The sequence below is a fragment of the Humibacillus xanthopallidus genome (genome assembly GCF_006717145.1).
In the GTDB taxonomy this organism is placed as follows: domain Bacteria; phylum Actinomycetota; class Actinomycetes; order Actinomycetales; family Dermatophilaceae; genus Humibacillus; species Humibacillus xanthopallidus.
This window is the reverse complement of record NZ_VFQF01000001.1, coordinates 1,075,003-1,094,880: the sequence shown is the minus strand read 5'-3', so window position 1 is coordinate 1,094,880 and position 19,878 is coordinate 1,075,003. Positions and strand designations below refer to the sequence as shown.

The 19,878-nt window shown below is 71.1% G+C and carries 18 protein-coding genes; 3 read left to right on the top strand and 15 right to left on the bottom strand.

Features of this window, described 5'->3' with window-relative positions:
* Positions 1-7 precede the first annotated feature (7 nt).
* From FHX52_RS04885 to ald, 3 genes are all read right to left on the bottom strand, one after another.
* Positions 8-1,048, bottom strand: a complete 1,041-nt coding sequence (locus FHX52_RS04885; RefSeq protein WP_425460083.1) for a ParA family protein — start codon at positions 1,046-1,048, stop codon at positions 8-10.
* A gap of 70 nt (positions 1,049-1,118) precedes the next feature.
* Positions 1,119-2,105 carry a site-specific tyrosine recombinase XerD gene (xerD, locus tag FHX52_RS04880; RefSeq protein ID WP_141820414.1) on the bottom strand — a complete coding sequence of 329 codons (987 nt, stop codon included), beginning with the start codon at positions 2,103-2,105 and terminating at the stop codon, positions 1,119-1,121.
* A 29-nt stretch (positions 2,106-2,134) separates the two neighbouring features.
* Positions 2,135-3,250 (bottom strand): alanine dehydrogenase, encoded by a 1,116-nt coding sequence (ald, locus tag FHX52_RS04875; protein ID WP_141820412.1) that lies wholly within the window; start codon positions 3,248-3,250, stop codon positions 2,135-2,137.
* 206 nt (positions 3,251-3,456) lie between these two features.
* On the opposite strand from ald, the gene FHX52_RS04870 reads away from it, so the two are divergent.
* Positions 3,457-4,068: a hypothetical protein gene (locus tag FHX52_RS04870; protein WP_141820410.1), complete on the top strand. Its 612-nt coding sequence runs from the start codon at positions 3,457-3,459 to the stop codon at positions 4,066-4,068.
* Between the two features lie 13 nt (positions 4,069-4,081).
* Here FHX52_RS04870 and hisS read toward each other — a convergent pair whose 3' ends face one another.
* Positions 4,082-5,410, bottom strand: a complete 1,329-nt coding sequence (gene hisS, locus FHX52_RS04865; protein ID WP_141820408.1) for a histidine--tRNA ligase — start codon at positions 5,408-5,410, stop codon at positions 4,082-4,084.
* 20 nt (positions 5,411-5,430) lie between these two features.
* Positions 5,431-6,132, bottom strand: a complete 702-nt coding sequence (locus tag FHX52_RS04860) for an MBL fold metallo-hydrolase (protein WP_141820406.1) — start codon at positions 6,130-6,132, stop codon at positions 5,431-5,433.
* Between the two features lie 184 nt (positions 6,133-6,316).
* On the opposite strand from FHX52_RS04860, the gene FHX52_RS04855 reads away from it, so the two are divergent.
* Positions 6,317-7,171 carry a peptidylprolyl isomerase gene (locus tag FHX52_RS04855; protein WP_141820405.1) on the top strand — a complete coding sequence of 285 codons (855 nt, stop codon included), beginning with the start codon at positions 6,317-6,319 and terminating at the stop codon, positions 7,169-7,171.
* The gene (locus FHX52_RS04850) at positions 7,168-9,045 is read left to right on the top strand and encodes a DUF349 domain-containing protein (protein WP_246069614.1); all 1,878 of its coding nucleotides are present in this window, start codon (positions 7,168-7,170) and stop codon (positions 9,043-9,045) included. The genes FHX52_RS04855 and FHX52_RS04850 overlap by 4 nt, the downstream gene beginning before the upstream one ends.
* Positions 9,046-9,250: 205 nt before the next feature.
* On the opposite strand, the gene FHX52_RS04845 is transcribed toward FHX52_RS04850, so the two are convergent.
* The 10 genes from FHX52_RS04845 to pdxT all read right to left on the bottom strand — a co-directional run bounded on the left by FHX52_RS04845 (position 9,251) and on the right by pdxT (position 19,856).
* Positions 9,251-11,557: a RelA/SpoT family protein gene (locus FHX52_RS04845; RefSeq protein WP_141820403.1), complete on the bottom strand. Its 2,307-nt coding sequence runs from the start codon at positions 11,555-11,557 to the stop codon at positions 9,251-9,253.
* Between the two features lie 28 nt (positions 11,558-11,585).
* Positions 11,586-12,101 carry an adenine phosphoribosyltransferase gene (locus FHX52_RS04840; RefSeq protein WP_141822030.1) on the bottom strand — a complete coding sequence of 172 codons (516 nt, stop codon included), beginning with the start codon at positions 12,099-12,101 and terminating at the stop codon, positions 11,586-11,588.
* Positions 12,102-12,115: 14 nt separating this feature from the next.
* On the bottom strand, positions 12,116-13,273 hold the full coding sequence (secF, locus tag FHX52_RS04835) for a protein translocase subunit SecF (RefSeq protein ID WP_141820401.1): 1,158 nt from the start codon (positions 13,271-13,273) through the stop codon (positions 12,116-12,118).
* Between the two features lie 2 nt (positions 13,274-13,275).
* Positions 13,276-15,216 carry a protein translocase subunit SecD gene (gene secD / locus FHX52_RS04830; protein ID WP_141820399.1) on the bottom strand — a complete coding sequence of 647 codons (1,941 nt, stop codon included), beginning with the start codon at positions 15,214-15,216 and terminating at the stop codon, positions 13,276-13,278.
* A 5-nt stretch (positions 15,217-15,221) separates the two neighbouring features.
* Positions 15,222-15,614 (bottom strand): preprotein translocase subunit YajC, encoded by a 393-nt coding sequence (gene yajC, locus FHX52_RS04825; RefSeq protein ID WP_246069613.1) that lies wholly within the window; start codon positions 15,612-15,614, stop codon positions 15,222-15,224.
* 290 nt (positions 15,615-15,904) lie between these two features.
* Positions 15,905-17,074 (bottom strand): Holliday junction branch migration DNA helicase RuvB, encoded by a 1,170-nt coding sequence (gene ruvB / locus FHX52_RS04820; protein ID WP_141820396.1) that lies wholly within the window; start codon positions 17,072-17,074, stop codon positions 15,905-15,907.
* On the bottom strand, positions 17,071-17,673 hold the full coding sequence (ruvA, locus tag FHX52_RS04815) for a Holliday junction branch migration protein RuvA (protein ID WP_141820394.1): 603 nt from the start codon (positions 17,671-17,673) through the stop codon (positions 17,071-17,073). The genes ruvB and ruvA overlap by 4 nt, the downstream gene beginning before the upstream one ends.
* Positions 17,670-18,272, bottom strand: a complete 603-nt coding sequence (gene ruvC, locus FHX52_RS04810; RefSeq protein ID WP_141820392.1) for a crossover junction endodeoxyribonuclease RuvC — start codon at positions 18,270-18,272, stop codon at positions 17,670-17,672. The genes ruvA and ruvC overlap by 4 nt, the downstream gene beginning before the upstream one ends.
* A 172-nt stretch (positions 18,273-18,444) precedes the next feature.
* Positions 18,445-19,206, bottom strand: coding sequence for a YebC/PmpR family DNA-binding transcriptional regulator (locus FHX52_RS04805; RefSeq protein WP_141820390.1), 762 nt, complete (start codon positions 19,204-19,206; stop codon positions 18,445-18,447).
* A complete protein-coding gene (pdxT, locus tag FHX52_RS04800) occupies positions 19,203-19,856 on the bottom strand; it encodes a pyridoxal 5'-phosphate synthase glutaminase subunit PdxT (RefSeq protein ID WP_141820389.1) in 654 nt (217 codons plus the stop codon). The genes FHX52_RS04805 and pdxT overlap by 4 nt, the downstream gene beginning before the upstream one ends.
* Positions 19,857-19,878: the final 22 nt, after the last annotated feature.

Sequence of the window (19,878 nt, the reverse complement as noted above, 5' to 3'; positions counted from 1 at the left end):
GGGCCGGTCAGGCGGCGTCGCCGCGGGCGATGAGCTCCCGTGCGAGCTGGCGGTAGGCATTGGCGCCGGAGTGGTCCGAGGAGTACGACGTGATCGGCTCGGCGGCCAGGGTCGCATCGGGGAACTTCACGGTGCGGCTGATGACGGTGTGGAAGACCTGGTCGCCGAAGTGGTCGACGACCGAGCGCACGACCTCGCGGCTGTGCAGGGTGCGCGAGTCGTACATCGTCGCGAGGATGCCGTCGACCTTGAGGCGCGGGTTGAGCCGGTCGGTGATCTTGTCGATGGTGTCGATGAGCAGTGCCACGCCGCGCATGGCGAAGAACTCGCACTCGAGCGGTATGAGCACCCCGTGCGCGGCCGTGAGGGCGTTGACGGTGAGCAGGCCGAGAGAGGGCTGGCAGTCGATGAGGATGACGTCGTACTCGTCGAGCACCGGGCGCAGCACGCGGGCGAGCACCATCTCGCGGGCCACCTCGCCGACGAGCTGGACCTCAGCGGCGGACAGGTCGATGTTGGCCGGCACGAGGTCGAGGCCCGGGGTGCTCGTGGTCGTGATGACGTCGTGGATCTCGTGTCCCCGCTCGACGAGCAGGTTGTAGATCGTGAGGTCGAGCTCCTGGGCGTTGACGCCGAGGCCCACCGAGAGCGCGCCCTGCGGGTCGAAGTCGATGACGAGCACCTTGCGCCCGAGCTCGGCCAGCGCCGCGCCGAGGTTGATGGTCGTCGTCGTCTTGCCGACGCCACCCTTCTGGTTGCACATGGCGATGATGCGGGCGGGACCGTGGCTCGAGAGCGGCTCCGGCGTGGGGAACTCCACCAGCGGGCGACCGGTCGGGCCGAGGGCGGGGCTGCCCGGCGCACGCACCGGACCGCTCTCGTCGCGCTCACGGGCGTCGGCGCGCGGCGCGGGGGGTGGCACGGGCCCGGCACTACGAGCTCGCGGCACGTCGGTGCTCGGTGTGCGTGACGGTTCCGACGGCTGCGACGGCACCGACGACTGCAGGGACTCGCTGGTCTCCATGGTCTCGTGTGACTCCTCGTTCACCGGCTGTCCCACTCCGCTCGGCTCGCTGCTGGTGCTGCGTTCAGCCTCTCGCTGATCATTCGTGACCCTATCAGCGGGCTCGGGGGTGGGCGCCCGCGTAGACCTCGCGGAGTCGGTGGACCGAGACCATCGTGTAGATCTGCGTCGTCGTCACCGAGGCGTGCCCGAGCAGCTCCTGCACGACACGCACGTCGGCGCCGCCGTCGAGCAGGTGGGTGGCGAAGGAGTGGCGCAGCGTGTGAGGCGACACGTGCTCGGAGAGGCCGGCCCGCTCGGCCGCGCGCTGCAGGATCGCCCAGGCCGACTGACGTGACAGCCGGTTGCCGCGTGCGTTGAGCAGCAGGGCCGGTCCCCCGCGGCCGTGCGCCGCGAGCACGGGCCGGGCCCGCACGAGGTATGCCGTGACGGCCTCCACGGCATACCGGCCCACCGGCACGATGCGCTCCTTGCCGCCCTTGCCCCGCAGGCGGGTGGCCGCCGTCGTGAACTCCTTTGGCGCGTCGGCGACGGGCATCGCGGCTGTTCCGGCGCCGGCGTGGCGTGGGCCGAGGTCGAGGCCGAGGTCGAGGTCGTCGACGTCGAGACCCACCGCCTCGCTGATGCGGGCGCCCGTGCCGTAGAGGATCTCGAGCAGGGCGCGGTCGCGCAGCGCCTCGGGCGTGTCGCCGACCGACGCCGCGGCGAGGAGCCGCTCGACGGCGTCGACGGGGATGGCCTTGGGCAGGCGTGAGGGCGGCCGGGGCGGTGCGACCGCGGCGGCGGGGTCGGTGGCGACCTCCCCCTCGAGTGCGAGGAACCGGTGGAAGCCGCGCACCGCGACGAGGGTGCGCGCCGCCGACGACGGAGCGAGGCCCCGCTCGGTCAGCGAGGCGAGGAAGTCGGTGACGTCGGCCTCGGTGACCCGGCCCGCATCGTCGATGTGCCGGCCCGCGAGGAAGGCGACGTAGGCGCGCAGGTCGCGGGCGTAGGAGGAGAGGGTGTTGTCGGAGGCGCCTCGTTCGACCCGGACGTGGTCGAGCCACCCACGGACGTCACGCTCGAGAGGCGTGAGACGCACCGTGGGTGGCCCGGTCGTGACGTCCTGCGTCAGGAGAGGGCCTCCTCCAGCGAGATCGAGGTCATGCCGTGCGCCTCGGCGACGGGGCCGTAGGTCACGTGGCCGTCGTAGGTGTTGAGCCCCAGGCCCAGCGCGTGGTCGCTGCGCAACGCGTCGCGCCACCCCTGGTTGGCGAGCTTCACGGCATACGGCAGCGTGGAGTTGGTGAGGGCGTAGGTCGACGTGTTGGGCACGGCGCCGGGCATGTTGGCGACGCAGTAGAACACCGAGTTGTGCACCTGGAACGTCGGGTCGGCGTGGGTCGTGGGCCGGGAGTCCTCGAAGCAGCCGCCCTGGTCGATGGCGATGTCGACGAGCACGGAGCCGGGCTTCATCTGCGCCACGAGGTCGTTGGAGACGAGCTTGGGCGCAGCGGCGCCGGGGATGAGCACGGCGCCGATGACGAGGTCGGCCTGGAGCACCTGCTCCTGCACCGTGAGCTTCGAGGAGGCGAGCCCGTGCACCTGGTTGTCGTAGCGCCAGAACGACATGCGCAGCTTGTCGAGGTCGGTGTCGAGCAGGGTCACGTCGGCACCCATGCCGAGGGCGATGTTGGCGGCGTTCTGGCCCGAGACACCGGCGCCGAGGATGACGACCTTGGCGTTCTGCACGCCGCCGACGCCGCCCATGAGGACGCCACGGCCACCCTGCGCGCGCATGAGCGAGTGCGCGCCGACCTGGGGAGCGAGGCACCCCGCGACCTCGGACATCGGGTAGAGCAGCGGCAGCGCGCCGGAGGTCAGCTGCACCGTCTCGTAGGCGATGCCGGTGACCTTGCGGGCGGCGAGCTCCTCGGTGAGGGGCTTGTCGGCGGCGAGGTGCAGGTAGGTGAAGAGGGTGAGGCCCTCGCGCATGCGGTGGTACTCCTCCGCCACCGGCTCCTTGACCTTGAGCACCATCTCGGCCTCGCCCCACACGTCGTCGGCCGAGCCGATGATGCGGGCGCCGGCCGCGACGTACTGCTCGTCGCTGATCTGCGACCCGACGCCGGCGTCCTTCTCGACGAGGACCTCGTGGCCGTGCTCGGTGAGCTCGTGCACGCCTGATGGGGTGATGGCCACGCGGTACTCGTGGTTCTTGACCTCGCGTGGAATGCCGACCTTCATGCTGCACATCCTTCCGGACTCACCACGTCGGCCCGGGCGTCGTTGCCCGGCCGGCGGCCGTGTGCAGGGCCGCGAGCCCACTCTAACGGCGTGCACTCGAGGGCCAGACCACTTCTGCACCAGCACGATCCACGGCCAGTAGGTTGGGCCGCATCGGCCGTTCCGAGCGCCCCCGGCGTGACTCCTGCCTGACCATGAGAGGCACCATGAAGCTGTATGCGGACACCCCCACCCGCCGGACGCGGCAGCTGCTCGCCGACGCCTTCATCGTGCTGTGGGTGGGCGTGTGGGTGTATGCCGGGAGGCAGGTGCACGACCTCGTGACCAGCCTGCGCTCCCCCGCCGACTCGATCACCTCGGCGGGGCAGTCGGTCAACGACTCGCTGACGGGCGCCGGCCAGCAGGCCGGCCAGATCCCGTTCGTCGGTGAGCAGCTGCGCACGTGGCTGACCCAGGCCGCGGGGTCCGGCACGACGCTGCGCGATGCGGGCGCGTCGATGGCCGAGACGATCGACCGGCTCGCCCTCGGGCTCGGCCTCGCGACCGCCCTCGCACCGATCTCGATCGTCGTCGCGGTGTGGCTCTACGTGCGGATCGGATTCGTGCGCACGGCAACCCAGTCACAACGCTTCATCGACGCCGGCGAGGACCTCGACCTCTTCGCGCTGCGCGCCATGGCGCGACAGCCGATGCGTGCGCTCGCGAAGGTCTCGGACGACCCTGCCGGCGCGTGGCGCCGACAGGACCGCGTCGTCATCCGCGAGCTCGCCCTGCTCGAGCTGCGCGACCAGGGCCTGCGCCCTCCTCCGGCCGCGTGACCCCGGGCTGGCGTCAGGGGGTGTCGATGCGGGTGACCTGCGGGTGGAGGTCCTCGGCCGGAGGGGTCCACGACGCGGGGTCGGCGGGCACCTGCTCGCCCGAGCGGATGTCCTTGACCTCGCCGTGCTCCCCTGCCGCGGGGAACCACACGAAGGGGATGCCGCGGCGCTCGGCGTAGCGGATCTGCTTGCCGAACTTGGCGGCGGACGGGGCGACCTCGCACGCGATGCCGCGGCGGCGCAGCGCCGTCGCGATCTCGACGGCCTCGTGGCGGGCCTCGTCGTCGGTGAGCGCGACGAGCACCGCGGCCGGTGTCGACCGTGACGCGGTGACGAGACCGCGGCCGATGAGCAGGCCGAGGATGCGGGTCACGCCGATCGAGATGCCGACCCCTGGGTAGGTCGTGCGTCCGTCGCTCGCGAGGGCGTCGTAGCGTCCACCGGAGCAGAACGAGCCCCAGTCCTCGTGGCCGACGAACTGCGTCTCGTAGACGGTGCCGGTGTAGTAGTCGAGACCCCGGGCGATGCGCAGGTCGGCGACGAGCGTGCCCGGTGCGTTGGCCATGCCCGTGCGGATGACGTTGGCGAGGGACTCGAGACCCTCGTCGAGCAGCGGGTGCTCGACCCCGAGCGCGCGCACCTCGTCGACGAAGCCGAGGTCGGCCGAGCGGATGGCGGCCAGCGCCAGGCACTGGTCGGCCTGCTCGGGCGTCGTGCCCGACTCGACGAGCAGCGCCTTGACCTTGTCGGGGCCGATCTTGTCGAGCTTGTCGACGATGCGGAGGGTGCCGATGACGTCGGTGATGCCGATGCCCTGGTAGAAGCCGCCCGCGATCCTGCGGTCGTTGACCTGGATGACGAACTCGCCGACGGGGAACTTGCTGAAGACGTCGGCGATGACGAGCGGCATCTCCGCCTCGAAGTGCGCGGACAGCTGCCCGACGTCGACGACGTCGATGTCGGCCTGCGTGAACTCGCGGTAGCGCCCCTCCTGGGGACGCTCACCGCGCCACGCCTTCTGGATCTGGTAGCGCCGGAACGGGAAGGCGAGCTTGCCGGCGTTCTCGAGGACGTAGCGGGCGAAGGGCACCGTCATGTCGAAGTGCAGACCCCAGCGTGCGTCGTCGTCACTGCCGCCGGCGAGGCGGGAGACCGCATAGATCTCCTTGTCGGCGTCCTCACCCTGGGCGCTGAGTCGCTCGATCGGCTCGATCGAGCGGGTCTCGATGGAGGAGAAGCCGTGCAGCTCGAACGTCTCGCGGATGACGTCGAGGAAGCGCTGCTCGACGATGCGCTCGGACGGGAGGTACTCCGGGAAGCCGCTGATCGGGGTGACCTTCACGGCGGGACGGGACGGGGTGCTCACGCGGACAGGCCCTTCAGGTAGGGGTTGGTCAGGCGTTCGTGGGCCATCGTCGTGGCCTGGTAGTGGCCGGGCAGCACGAGGGTCGTGTCGGGCAGGGGCAGGACGACGTCGCGCAGGCTGCGTTGCATCGCGGCCGGGTCACCGCCGGGCAGGTCGGTGCGACCGATCGAGCCGGCGAAGAGCACGTCGCCGGTCACCATCGTGCGGTCGACGTCGACCTGCTCCGCGATGCCGTCGGGCACCAGGTCGAGGCCGAACATGACGGAGCCCTCGGTGTGGCCGGGGGCGTGCAGCACGTCGACGTCCATGCCGGCCAGGGTGAGCCGTGTGCCGTCGGTGATCTCCACGACGTTGGTCGGCTCGGTCCACGTCGCGGCCGTCCCGAACTGCTGCTCGAGCATCGCGATGAGGCCGGGGTTGCTGCGCCCGAGCAGGTCGTGCAGCCGGTAGCGGTCGTCGGCGTGGATGTAGGCCGCCGTGTCGGCCCCACAGACGGGGGTGACGGAGTAGACGTGGTCGACGTGCCCGTGCGTCAGCAGCACGGCAGCCGGCCGCAGGCGGTGCTCGGTCAGCACCTCGCGGAGGGTGTCGACGACGCCGATGCCGGGGTCGACGATGACGCACTCCTCCCCCGCCTGGGTGGCGAGGACGTAGCAGTTCGTGTCGAACGCCTGGGCCGGGAACGCGATCGTCAGCACGCTGGGAGCCTAGTGCGCGGGCGCTCGGAGGCGGACGGCATACCGCGTCGGGGAGCGTTTGCGCGTGCTCAGAGGGGAGATGTCACGCACTCGTGACCCCCTCGGGCGCGAGGCCACCGCGCAGTGTCCATAAAATGACCGAACGCCCGGGGAGAGCCCACGCGGCCCGTTCGAGGAGAGGTTCGTGACCAAAGAGCAGGAACGCGCACGTGCGCGCCGCCGCTACGAAGAGCACCAGAAGACCGAGAAGCCCCCGGTGGGCGACGCCACGCGCGACAAGCAGGTCTTCGGCGTCATCCTCGCGGTCATCCTCGTCCTCGCTGCCGTGATCACCGTGCCGAAGCTGATCGCCAGCAACGACACGGCCACACCGGCAGCGGCCTCGACCACCCCCGCGACGACGCCGACGAGCGCCACCACGGGCGCGAACGGTCTGCTCGAGGGGCAGAAGCTCGCCGCCGGCTGCACGAAGCCCCCGCCGGCGCAGACGGCCCCGAAGCAGCAGACTGCGGTGCCGGCCAAGGCGGCCGCGGCCGGCAAGACGTTCATCGCGACGGTGAAGACGACGTGCGGCGACATGGTCTTCGAGCTCGACGGCGCGGTCGCCCCGCAGACCGTCGCCTCCTTCCTCAACCTCGCCAAGACCGGCTTCTGGGCGCCGAGCCCGTGCCACCGGGTCACCACCGAGGGCATCTACGTCCTCCAGTGCGGCGACCCCACCGGCACCGGCCAGGGCGGCCCCGGCTACACCTTCGGCATCGAGAACGCCCCCAAGGACGGCAAGTACCCCACCGGGGCGCTCGCCATGGCCCGCACCCAGGACCCCAACTCCAACGGCGGCCAGTTCTTCATCACCTACAAGGAAACCCAGTTGCCCACTGACGGCGGCGGCTACACGATCTTCGGGAAGGTGACCAAGGGCCTCGACATCGTCGACAAGATCGCCGCCAACAAGGCCCTGCCGCCCACCCCGACGGACGGGACCCCGGTCTCACCGATCAGCATCCTCAGTGTCAGCGTGACGGAGAAGAAGGCATGACGGACACCATTGCGCACCCCGGCCCCGACGACAGCGAGCGGGACACCGCAGCTCAGACGGGCACCCCGGAACCCACCGAGACGCCGGATGCGGCGACCCCGGAGGCGGTGACGTCAGAGGACGTCGCGGTCGACGAGGACTCTCAGCCTGCTGCCGAGGAGGCGCCCCCCGCTGAGGAGGCGTCGGCTACGGAGCACGCGCCAGCCGCTGAGGAGGGGCCGGCCGCTGAGGAGGGGCCGGCCGCTGAGGAGGGGCCGGCCGCCGAGGAGGGGCCGGCCGCCGAGGAGGCTGCTGACGAGGCCATTCCAGCCGAGCCCGTGGTCGACCCGGCCGCCGCCGAGGTGGCCGATGTGCTCGAGTCGGTCGAGTCGGTCGAGGCCCCCGCCGCCGAGCAGCACGTCGCCGAAGAGGCACCGGCCGCTGAGGACGCTCCTGTCCAGGAGGCTCCCGTCGAGGAGGCTGCAGAGTCCCCGGCCGCCGAGGCCACGGCCTCCACTGAGGCGGCTCCCTCCCCTGCCACGGTGCCCAAGCCGAGCGCCATCCCCACGCCGGCAGCGCTGGCTCGCACGGCGCCGCATCCGGTGGCGCCCGTGGCGCCCACGGTCCCTGAGGCAGACCACTCTGCATCGGCCGCCTTCGGGCGCGTCGACGAAAACGGCACCGTCTTCGTGCGCACGACCGAGGGAGAGCGCGAGGTGGGCTCCTACCCGGGCGCGACCGATGCCGAGGCCCTCACCTACTTCGCCCGCAAGTACGACGAGCTCTTCGCCTCCGCGGTGCTCCTCGAGCAGCGTCTCGCCCTGCCCGAGGTGCCGTCCAAGGACGTCTCCGACGGCCTCAAGACGCTGGCCGCGCAGGTCAAGGACGCCGCTGTCGTCGGTGACCTCGACGCCCTCGCCGCCAAGCTCGACGAGATCCAGTCGGGTATCGCGAGCAAGCGCACGGTCGAGCAGCAGCACCGGGCCGAGGCCCGCGCCGCGGCGACAGCCGAGCGCGAGGCCATCGTCGCCGAGGCCGAGAGCATCGCCGGCCAGCCGGAGAGCAAGATCCAGTGGAAGACGAGCGGCGCCCGTATGCGTGAGCTGCTCGACGAGTGGAAGGCGCACCAGCGCTCCGCCACCCGTCTCGACCGCGAGACCGAGTCGAACCTGTGGACCCGCTTCAGCGCGGCCCGCAACGGCTTCGACAAGGCGCGTCGCACCCACTTCGCCGGGCTCGATGCCGCCCACGGCGAGGCCAAGTCAACCAAGGAGCGCCTGGTCGCCGACGCCGAGCGCCTCGCCTCGAGCACGGACTGGGCCGCCACGGCCGGAGCGTTCAAGCGTCTCATGGACGAGTGGCGCCGCGCCGGTCGTGCGAGCCGCGCCGACGACGACCGCCTCTGGAGCCGCTTCAAGGCCGCTCAGGACAGCTTCTTCGCCGCCAAGGACGAGGTCGTCGCCGCTGAGGAGGAGGAGTTCAAGGGCAACCTCGCGGTCAAGGAGGCCCTGCTCGTCGAGGCCGAGGCGATCCTGCCGGTGACGGATCTCGAGAAGGCCAAGGGTCAGCTGCGCGCGATCCAGGACAAGTGGGATGCGGCGGGCAAGGTCCCCCGCGCCGACATGGACCGGGTCGAGAAGGCGATGCGCCGCGTCGAGCAGACCGTGCGCGACGCCGAGGACCGCAAGTGGAAGTCGAGCAACCCCGAGGTGGCGGCCCGAGCCCGGGCCATGGTCGACCAGCTCGAGCGCGCCGTGGCTGACCTGCAGGACGACCTCGCCAAGGCAGAGGCGTCGGGCAGCGCGAGCAAGGTCAAGAAGGCCCGCGAGGCCCTCGAGGCCCGTCAGGTCTGGCTCGATCAGGCCCGCGCGGGCGTCGCCGAATTCGGCGGCTGACCCACCCCCCCCCCCCGTCGAGTGGCCACTTTTCGCCGCTCCGACACCGTCGAGAGGCCACTTTCTGCCGCTCGGCAAACGTCGAGAGGCCAGTTTCTGTCGCGACAGAAACTGGCCTCTCGACGTGTATGAGGCGGCGAGGTTTGGCCTCTCGACGGGTGAGGGGCGGCCAGGTTTGGCCACTCGACGGGTGAGGGGCGGCGGGTCAGGTGCGGGTGCGCTGGACGGCGTCTGACGACTTGCTGCCGTTGACGCGGTAGACGTCGAAGACGCCGTCGATCTTGCGCACCGCCTTGATGACGTGGTCGAGGTGCGCGGGATCGCCCATCTCGAAGGTGAAGCGCGAGATGGCGACGCGGTCACGGGAGGTCTGCACCGACGCCGACAGGATGTTGACGTGCTGGTCGGACAGCACGCGGGTCACGTCGCTGAGGAGACGGTTGCGGTCGAGCGCCTCGACCTGCAGCTGCACGAGGAAGACGCTGGCCGAGCTCGGAGCCCACTCGACGTCGATGAGCCGCTCGGGGTTGGCGGTCAGCTGGGAGGCGTTCGTGCAGTCGACCCGGTGCACGGAGACGCCGTCGCCGCGCGTGACGAAGCCGAGGATCGGGTCGCCGGGCACCGGCGTGCAGCACTTCGCGAGCTTGACCCACACGTCCGGAGTGCCGACCACCACGACCCCGGGGTCGCCCGGGCGTCGGCGCGAGGCCGCGCGGGTCGGCACGGTGGCCTCGGCGAGGTCCTCGGTGGCGCCCTCGACACCACCCATCGACGCGACGACCTTGCCGACGACGTGCTGCGCGGAGACGTGGCCCTCGCCGACGGCGGCGTAGAGCGCCTCGATGTCCTGGTAGCGCAGGTCGGTGGCAACGGCCGTCATCGAGTCGTGGCTCATGAGGCGCTGCAGCGGGAGGTTCTGCTTGCGCAGCGCCTTGGCGATCGCCTCCTTGCCGGCGTCGATGGCCTCCTCGCGCCGCTCCTTGGAGAACCACTGCTTGATCTTGTTGCGGGCGCGCGGGCTCTTGACGAACTGCAGCCAGTCGCGCGAGGGACCGGCGCCGTCGGCCTTGGAGGTGAGCACCTCGACGACGTCGCCGTTCTCGAGGGTCGACTCGAGCGGGACGAGCCGGCCGTTGACGCGCGCACCGATGCAGTGGTGTCCGACCTCGGTGTGGACGGCATACGCGAAGTCGACGGGCGTGCCGCCCACGGGCAGGGCGACGACGGAGCCCTTGGGGGTGAAGACGTAGACCTCGCTGCTACCCATCTCGAAGCGCAGCGAGTCGAGGAACTCGCCCGGGTCCTCGGTCTCGCGCTGCCAGTCGAGCAGCTGGCGCAGCCACGCCATGTCGTTCTGCGGGGTGATCTCGCCCGGGCGTGCTCCCCCGCCGTTACCGGCGGTGTCCTTGTACTTCCAGTGCGCGGCCACGCCGTACTCGGCGCGCCGGTGCATCGTGTGGGTGCGGATCTGGATCTCGACCGGCTTGCCCTGGGGTCCGATGACCGTCGTGTGGAGCGACTGGTACATGTTGAACTTCGGCATCGCGATGTAGTCCTTGAACCGCCCCGGCACCGGGTTCCACCGCGAGTGCAGGGCGCCGAGCGCCGCGTAGCAGTCGCGCACCGTGTCGACGAGGACACGCACGGCGACGAGGTCGTAGATCTCCTCGAAGTCGCGGCCGCGCACGATCATCTTCTGGTACACGGAGTAGTAGTGCTTCGGCCGGCCGGTCACGACCGCCTTGATCTTCGCGCCGGTCAGGTCGTCCATGACCTGGTCGCGCACCCCCGCGAGGTACTCCTCGCGGGCTGGTGCGCGCTCGGCGACGAGACGCACGATCTCGTCGTAGACCTTGGGGTAGAGCGTCGCGAACGCGAGGTCCTCGAGCTCCCACTTGATGGTGTTCATGCCGAGCCGGTGCGCCAGCGGGGCATAGATCTCGAGCGTCTCGTTGGCCTTGCGCTTGGCCGACTCCTCGCTGACGTAGCGCCACGTGCGCGCATTGTGCAGCCGGTCGGCGAGCTTGATGACGAGCACGCGGATGTCGCGGGCCATCGCGATGACCATCTTGCGCACGGTCTCGGCCTGGGCGGCCTCGCCGTAGGTCACCTTGTCGAGCTTGGTGACGCCGTCGACGAGCATCGCGATCTCGTCGCCGAAGTCGGCGCGCAGCTCCTCGAGGCTGTATGCCGTGTCCTCGACGGTGTCGTGCAGCAGCGCCGCCGCTAGGGTGGGCGGCGTCATGCCGAGCTCGGCGAGGATCGTCGTCACCGCGAGCGGGTGCGTGATGTACGCGTCGCCGCTCTTGCGCATCTGGCCGTCGTGCGCGCGCTCGGCGACGGCATACGCCCGCTCGATGACCGACAGGTCGGCCTTGGGATGGTTCTGGCGCACCGCTGTCATGAGGGGCTCGAGGACAGGGTTGCCCGCGGGCCGGGTGGCCCCGAACCGGGCAAAGCGAGCTCGCACCCGCGAGGGGGTGGAGAGCTCGCTGCGGACGTCCTCGCTCATGAAGAGAGTCTAGGCGCCGAGTGCAAGCTCAGACCGTCAGGATCGCGTTGACGACGTGCCCGGCGAGCCGCGAGCGGCCGTCGAGGAACCCCAGCTCGAGGACGACCTCGATCGCCGCCACGCTCGCCCCGGCCCGTTCGACGAGCTGCGCGCAGGCCTCGGCGGTGCCGCCGGTCGCGAGCACGTCGTCGAGGACGAGCACCCGCTGACCGGGCTCGAAGGCGTCGGTGTGGACCTCGATCTCGGCGGTGCCGTACTCCAGGGCGTACGACTCCTTGAGCGTCTCGCCCGGCAGCTTGCCGGCCTTGCGCACCGGGACCATGCCGAGACCGAGCTCGTAGGCGACCGCTGCGGCGAGGATGAAGCCCCGCGCCTCGATGCCGACGAGCACGTCGACCTGCCCGCGGTAGCGCTGCGCGATGTCGCTGACGAGGGCCTCGAAGGCTGCCCCGTCGGCGAGCAGCGGAGTGAAGTCCTTGAAGACGATCCCCGGTTGGGGGAAGTCCGGGATGTCACGCAGCCTGCTCGCGACGAGGGCAGCCATGTCGCTCACGCCGGTCAGCGCTTCGACTTCGGGGCGCGCTTGGGCTGGTTGCGCGGGCCCGCCTGGGCATAGCGGTGGAGGGGGCGGTATGCCGCGTCGACCGGCTGCTCGGCCGCACCCGTGCTGTCGGACCCCACGACGGCCGGCTCCGGGGCGCCATCGGCGTGGATGCCGGCCAGCGCGTCGCGGCCGGTGCCCTTGGACCCGTGACGTGCGATGTAGCGGTCGAGGTCCACCACCGCCTTGTCCTTGCGCCGGAGGTCGACGAGCAGCGGCGTCGCGATGAAGATCGACGAGTAGGCGCCGACCGCGATGCCGATGAAGAGCGCCAGCGACAGGTCGAGCAGGGTGCCCGGGCCGAGCATCGTGAAGCCGACGAAGAGCACGGCCGCGATGGGCAGCAGGGCGACGACGGTCGTGTTGATCGAGCGGACGAGCGTCTGGTTGACGGCGAGGTTGGCGGCCTGCCGGTAGGTCATCCGCTTCGTCGCGAAGGCCTCAGCGGTGTTCTCGCGCACCTTGTCGAAGACGACGACGGTGTCGTAGAGCGAGTAGCCGAGGATCGTGAGGAAGCCGATCATCGAGGATGGCGTGATCTCGAAGCCGAAGAGCGCGTAGATGCCGACGGTGATGACGAGGTCGTGCAGCAGGGCCACGAGTCCACTCACGGCCATCTTCCACGTTCGGAAGTAGAGGCCCATGACGAGGGTCACGAGCACGAGGAAGACGATCAGGCCTCTGATGGCCTGTTGACTGACCGTCTCACCCCAGCTCGGCCCGATGAGGGAGGCGCTGACGGCGCCCTCCTGCACCCCGAACGTCTTGGCGAGGGCGGCACGGGCCTCCTCGGTGCGCTCGGACGCGGCCTCGGTCTGGACCCGGACGGTGTCCTGGCCGACGACCGTGGCGACGACGTTGCCACCGATGCCGGCCTCACCGACCGCGGACTGGGCCTTCTGCTCGTAGTCCTGGCTGTTGCTGACGCCCTGGACGCGGAACTCCGAGCCACCGCTGAACTCGATGCCGAAGTTGAGGCCGCGGGCGAAGATGCCGACCAGGGCGAGGATCACGAGCACGCCCGAGATGGCATACCACGTCTTCTGCCGGCCGATGAAGTCGATCGACCGCTTGCCGGTGTAGAGGTCGTTGCCGACCTGCGCGAAGTTCAGCATGGTCACGCCTTCCGCTGGGAGAGTCGGCTCGAACCTGCCGGCGTCGCCGCGCCCGCGGGCGTGCCGGTGCCGGTCTGGCCGGAGGCCTGGCCCGTGGTCGGACGGGCCGGACCGAAGCGGCCGGCGCCGCGGTAGCGGACCTCCTCCTTGGCACCGAGACGCTGCGGGTCGAGACCCGACCACTTGTGGCCGCCGCCGAAGAACTTCGTGCGGGCGAGCAGCTGGACCGTCGGGTGGGTGAAGAGGATGACGACGAGCAGGTCGATGAGCGTCGTGAGGCCGAGCGTGAAGGCGAAGCCACGCACGTTGGCCGAGGCGAGGAAGTAGAGGACGCCGGCCGCGATGAAGTTCACGGCGTCGGCCGCGATGATCGTTCGGCGGGCGCGCTTCCACCCGGTCTCGACGGCCGCGACGAGCGGACGCCCGTCACGCACCTCGTCACGGATGCGCTCGAAGTAGACGATGAAGCTGTCGGCCGTGACACCGATGGCCACGATGAGACCGGTCACGCCGGCCATCGTCAGGCGGAAGCCGTGCGTCGTGCCGAGCACCGTGACCGCGAGGTAGGTGACGATCGACGCGACGACGAGCGAGGCCACGGTCACGAGCCCGAGGGCGCGGTACTGGATCAGCGAGTAGACGACGACGAGCATCAGGCCGATGAAGCCGGCGAGCAGGCCGATGCGCAGCTGCTCCTCACCGAGCTGGGGCGTGATGTTGTCAGAGGTCTGCAGCGCGAACGAGATGGGCAGCGCACCGAACTTCAGCTGCTGGGCGAGCTGCTTGGCCGAGTCGATGGTGAACGAGCCGGTGATCGAGGCCCGACCGTCGGTGATGACGGCGCGAGCCTGGGGCGCCGTGATGACCGACTTGTCGAGGACGACCGCGAACTGGTCGAGCGGCGGCTGGCTCTGGAGCCCGTAGAGGCGCTTCGTGACGTCGGCGAACTTCTGCGCACCGGCCTGGTTGAACGACAGCGCGACCTCGACGATCGAGGTGGGCTGGCCGTTGGGGCCGGGCTGGAAGCCGCTCGTCGCGTCGGCGATCTCGCTGCCGTCGATCTCGACGGGCCCGAGGACGTACTTCGTGACGCCGTCGGCGCCACAGGTCGCCATCGGCGCGTCCTTGAGGTCGGAGACGCCTTCGAGGGCGCCCGGCTTCGTGCAGTCGAGGGCGACGTACTCCTTGGCCACCTTGGCCGCGGCCTCGTCGGCCTTGGCCTTGTCCCAGCCCATCGTCACGAGACCGGCGCTGACCTGGGTCTTGACCGCGGCCTCCGTCTCGGCCGCGGTGGGGGCCGCTGCAGTGGTCGTCGGCGCGCTCGAGGCGGCCGGGGTCGTCGCGGAGGCGGTGGCCGTCGGGGTGGCCGGCGTCGTCGCCGCGCTGAGGGCGGGCGGGACCACACCGTTCTGGGCGGTCGCGCTCGTCGAGGGCGTCGTCGCCGTCGGCGTGCCGGTGCCCGTTGCCGTGCCAGTTGCCGTGCCCGTTGCCGTGCCCGTTGGGGTGCCGGTCGGGGTGGTCGGCGGGTTCACCGTGGAGCGCGGGTCACCGTAGGCCTGGACGAAGACCGGGCGGAAGCGAAGCTGCGAGGGCTTGCGGATCGCGTCGAGCTGCTCGGTGGTCGGCGTGCCCGGGATGGACACGACGATGTTCTTGCCGCCCTGGGTGGCGATCTCGGCCTCGGACACGCCATTGGCGTCGATGCGCTGGCGGATGATGTCGACGGCCTGGTCGATCTGGCCGGCGCTCACCTGCTGGCCGTTCTCGAGCACGGGCTCGAGCACCATCTCGGTGCCGCCCTCGAGGTCGAGCCCGAGGCGGGGGGTCGTCGAGCCGCCGCCCCAGACGGCGAGACCGCCGGCCAGCGCGCCGAGGCTGAGGACGATGAGCAGCAGTGCGAGCAGGTGCCGGACTGCGGACGTCTTGGTGTTCGTGCGTGCCACGAACGTCACTGACCTGACTGCGACGAGCCCGGGGTCGAACCGGGGTTGTGGTCGCTGCCGGCGTCACTCGTAGGGTCCACGGTGCCGCTAGTCGCGGTTCCGGACCCGCCGACGGCGCCACCAGCGGCTCCACCAGCAGCTCCCGTGCCCGCTGCGAGCGCGTCGGTCTGCTTCATGGCGATCGCGCGGCGGTCGACGCGGATCGTCACGCCGTCGGCGATCTCGAGCCAGCCGCTGGAGTCGTCGAGGTGCTTGATCGTGCCGAAGATGCCGGAGGACGTGATCACCTGGTCGCCGACGTTGAGCGCACTGCTGAAGTTGCGCATCTGCTTCATCCGCTTGTTCTGGGTCCAGAACAACCAGCCGAGCAGCAGCAGCGGCAGGGCGAAAATCAGCAACGAGAAACTCCCGTTGTTGCTCATATCAGGCTCGATCCTTCGTGTCTTCGTCCGGTGCGCCGTGCTGGCACATGCAGGCGGGCGGGCGCCGCAGAGCGCCACCTCAGTGGGTTCGTCGCGTCAACGACCAGGGGCACCGGATAGTGCCGCGGCAGCGGCGATGGTGCCCGCAGGAGTCTACGTGCGACGGTGCAGTTTGTCAGACTCCGCGGCGGCCTCTGCGCCGCCCCTGCGGTCACGATTTGGACGCGGCGCCCCAGCGGCGGCCCCGGCGACGACCGGTTCGGGCGTCAACCGTCGAAGCGCCCGGACGGCTCGTCGCCCAGCGGCAGCCGGCCCGACCAGAGGCTCTGGGCGTCACGGGGCGGCGTCAGACCGAGGTGCTCCCACGCCTGGGCGGAGGCGGCTCGACCCCGCGGGGTGCGCACCATGTAGCCCTCGCGCACGAGGTAGGGCTCGGCCACGGTCTCGACCGTGTCGGGCTCCTCCCCCACCGCGACGGCCAGCGTCGACAGGCCCACCGGCCCCCCACCGAAGCGGCGGCAGAGCGCCTCCAGGACGGCCCGGTCGAGCCGGTCGAGCCCGCGCTGGTCGACGTCGAAGAGCTCGAGCGCGTGGCGGGCGGCCTTGAGGTTGACGCGCTGCTCGCCGTGCACCTGCGCCCAGTCACGGACCCGCCGCAGCAGCCGGTTGGCGATGCGGGGGGTGCCCCGCGAACGCAGGGAGATCTCGCGCACGGCGTCCTCGTCGGCGTCGACGCCGAGCAGGCGGGCCGAGCGGTGCAGGATGGTCACGAGGTCGGCGGCGGCGTAGTAGTCGAGGTGCCCGGTGAAGCCGAAGCGGTCGCGCAGCGGAGCCGGCAGCAGGCCGGCCCGGGTCGTCGCCCCCACGACGGTGAAGGGGGGCAGCTCGAGCGGGATCGCGGTGGCACCCGGCCCCTTGCCGATGATGACGTCGACCCGGAAGTCCTCCATCGCGAGGTAGAGCATCTCCTCGGCCGACCGTGACATGCGGTGGATCTCGTCGAGGAAGAGCACCTCGCCCTCGGCCAGTGACGACAGCACCGAGGCGAGGTCGCCGGCGTGCTGGATCGCGGGCCCGGACGTGATGCGGATCGGCTGCTCGAGCTCGCTCGCGACGATCATCGCGAGCGTGGTCTTGCCGAGCCCGGGCGGCCCGGAGAGCAGCACGTGGTCGGGCGGGGTGCCGCGCCGCTTGGCGGCGGTGAGCACGAGACTCAGCTGCTCGCGCACCCGGTCCTGGCCGGGGAAGTCGTCGAGCCGCTTGGGGCGCAGCGCGACCTCGACCTGGCGCTCGTCGGTCTCGGTGGACTCGTCGAGGCGGGCGTCGACGATGCGGGCGGTCGCATCGAAGGACCCGTCGGCCCAGCGCTCGGTCTCGGTGTCTCCGACCTCTACATGGCCGTCCCAGCCGTCCCCGCCGCGTGCTGCGCCGCTCATCGACCGAGCTCCTGGAGGGCAGCGCGCAGCAGCGCCGACACGCTCGCGCCCTCGGCCGCCTTGGGAGCGACGCGGTCGAGCGCGTCGTCGGCCTGGCGCACCGTCCACCCGAGGCCGACGAGTGCCTCGCGCACCTGCTCGCGCCACACCTCGCCCGTGTCGAGCGGCACGGACGCAGCGGTCGCCGCCGACCCGGGCAGCGCGCCGAGCTTGTCCTTGAGCTCGAGGACGAGACGTTCGGCGCCCTTACGGCCGATGCCGGGCACCTTGGTCAGGGCCACGAGGTCACCCGTGCCGAGGGCGACCCGCACCGCGTCGGGCGAGTGGACGGCGAGCATCGCGAGGGCCAGCCGCGGGCCGACCCCCGACACGGTCTGGACCGTCTCGAAGACGAGCTTCTCGTCGTCGGTGGCGAAGCCGTAGAGGGTCAGGGAGTCCTCGCGCACGACGAGCGAGGTGGCGAGCTCGGCCGGCTGGCCGAGCCGCACCGAGGTCGCGGTGGCTGGTGTCGTGTGGACGAGCATGCCGACGCCGCCGACGCCCACGACGAGGGTGTCGAGGCCGACCTTGAGCACGGTTCCGGACAGTGAGGCGATCATCGTGGCTGGGCTCCAGGGAGGGGTCGGGCTGAGCGGGCACCGGGGGGCACCCGCCGGGGTATGCCGCCCGGCCGGGTCCCCGTGCGGGCGAGGACGTCGGCGCGGGCCTGCTCGAGACGGGTCTGCGTGCCGCCGCGCCAGACGTGGCAGATGGCGAGCGCGAGGGCGTCGGCGGCGTCGGCGGGCTTCGGGGCCGTGTCGAGGCCGAGCAGGCGCGTGACCATCGTCGTCACCTGGGCCTTGTCGGCGCGGCCGCTGCCGCTGACGGCCGCCTTGACCTCCGTCGGAGTGTGCAGGGTGACGGGCAGCCCGAGGCGCTCGGCGATGATCATGACGATGCCGGTGACCTGGGCGGTGCCCATGACGGTCGAGACGTTGGTGTCGGCGAAGACCCGCTCGATGGCGACGCTCTCGGGGCGGTGCCGGGCGAACCAGAGCCGCATCTCGTCCTCGACGGCCACGAGGCGCTTCGGCGTCGGGTCGCCGGAGGGCGTGCGGATGACCCCGACCTCGACGAGCGTCAGCTTGCGCCCCGGCACCCCGTCGACCACGCCGACCCCGCACCGCGTGAGCCCGGGGTCCACGGCGAGGACGCGCACGGCATACCTCCTGGGGTGGCGGGATCGGGCAGGAAACGGGCGGGGAGCGGACGAGAACCGAACAGGTGTTCGGGAGCCACGCTAACCCCGCGCCACCCTGACGCGCAGGAGGCACGCCGTGACCGGCGTGCCTCCTCGTGGAGCGGCGAGCGAGCCGCCGCCGCGCGGTGCGTCACTCCTCTTCGTCGTCGAGCTCCGCGAGCACGTCGTCGGGGATATCGCCGTTGGCGTAGACGTTCTGCACGTCGTCGCTGTCCTCGAGGGCCTCGATGACGCGGATCATCTTCTTGGCGCCGTCGAGGTCGAGCGGCACCTGGAGGTTGGGCACGAAGGACGCCTCGGCCGAGTCGTAGTCGATGCCGGCGTCCTGGATGGCCTTGCGGACCGCGACGAAGTCGGACGCCTCCGAGACGATCTCCCACGTGTCGCCGTTGTCGTTGACCTCCTCGGCGCCCGCCTCGAGCACGACCTCGAGGAGGTCGTCCTCGGAGCCGGCGTCCTTGGGCACGGTGACGACGCCCTTGCGGTTGAAGACGTAGGACACCGAGCCCGGGTCGGCGAGCTGGCCGCCGTTGCGGGTCAGCGCGGTGCGCACCTCGGCAGCGGCACGGTTGCGGTTGTCGGTGAGGCACTCGATGAGCACGGCGACGCCGTTGGGGGCGTACCCCTCGTACATGATCGTCTGCCAGTCGGACCCGCCGGACTCGGCGCCCGAGCCACGCTTGACCGCGCGGTCGATGTTGTCGTTGGGGACCGAGGTCTTCTTCGCCTTCTGGATGGCGTCGTAGAGGGTCGGGTTGCCCGCGGGGTCACCGCCGCCCTGACGGGCCGCGACCTCGATGTTCTTGATGAGCTTGGCGAAGAGCTTGCCGCGCTTGGCGTCCTTGGCCGCCTTCTGGTGCTTCGTGGTGGCCCATTTGGAGTGGCCGCTCATGCAGGTTCCCTCACGTTCCGTTGCTGGCGGTGCGATCTGACGATCTCGACGAACTCGGCGTGGATCCGGCGGTCCGCACCCACCTCGGGGTGGAACGAGGTCGCCATGAGGTTTCCCTGCCGAACCGCGACGATCCTACCGGCGGCCGGTCCGCCGCTCACGCGGGCGAGCACCTCGACGCCCTCGCCGACCTCCTCGACCCACGGCGCGCGGATGAAGACGGCGTGCACGGAGCCCTCCCGCGCAGGGTCCGACCACGCGAAGTCGAGGTCCTGCTCGAAGGAGTCGACCTGGCGGCCGAACGCGTTGCGCCGCACGGTGATGTCGAGCCCGCCGAGGGTCTGCTGGTCGGGCCGGGCGTCGGCGATGCGGTCGGCGAGCATGATCATGCCGGCGCAGGAGCCGTAGGCGGGCATCCCCGCCGCGATCCGCTCGCGCAGCGGGGCCTGAAGGTCGAAGGCGCGCACGAGCTTGTCCATGACGGTCGACTCCCCGCCGGGGATGACGAGGCCGTCGACCGCGTCGACCTCCGACGGACGCCGGACGGTCGACGCCTCGGCGCCGAGCTCGGTGAGGGCCGCGAGGTGCTCGCGGACGTCGCCCTGCACGGCGAGGACGCCGATGCGGGGTCGTGGACTCGCTGATGCCATGGCCGCGAGCGTATGCCGCCCG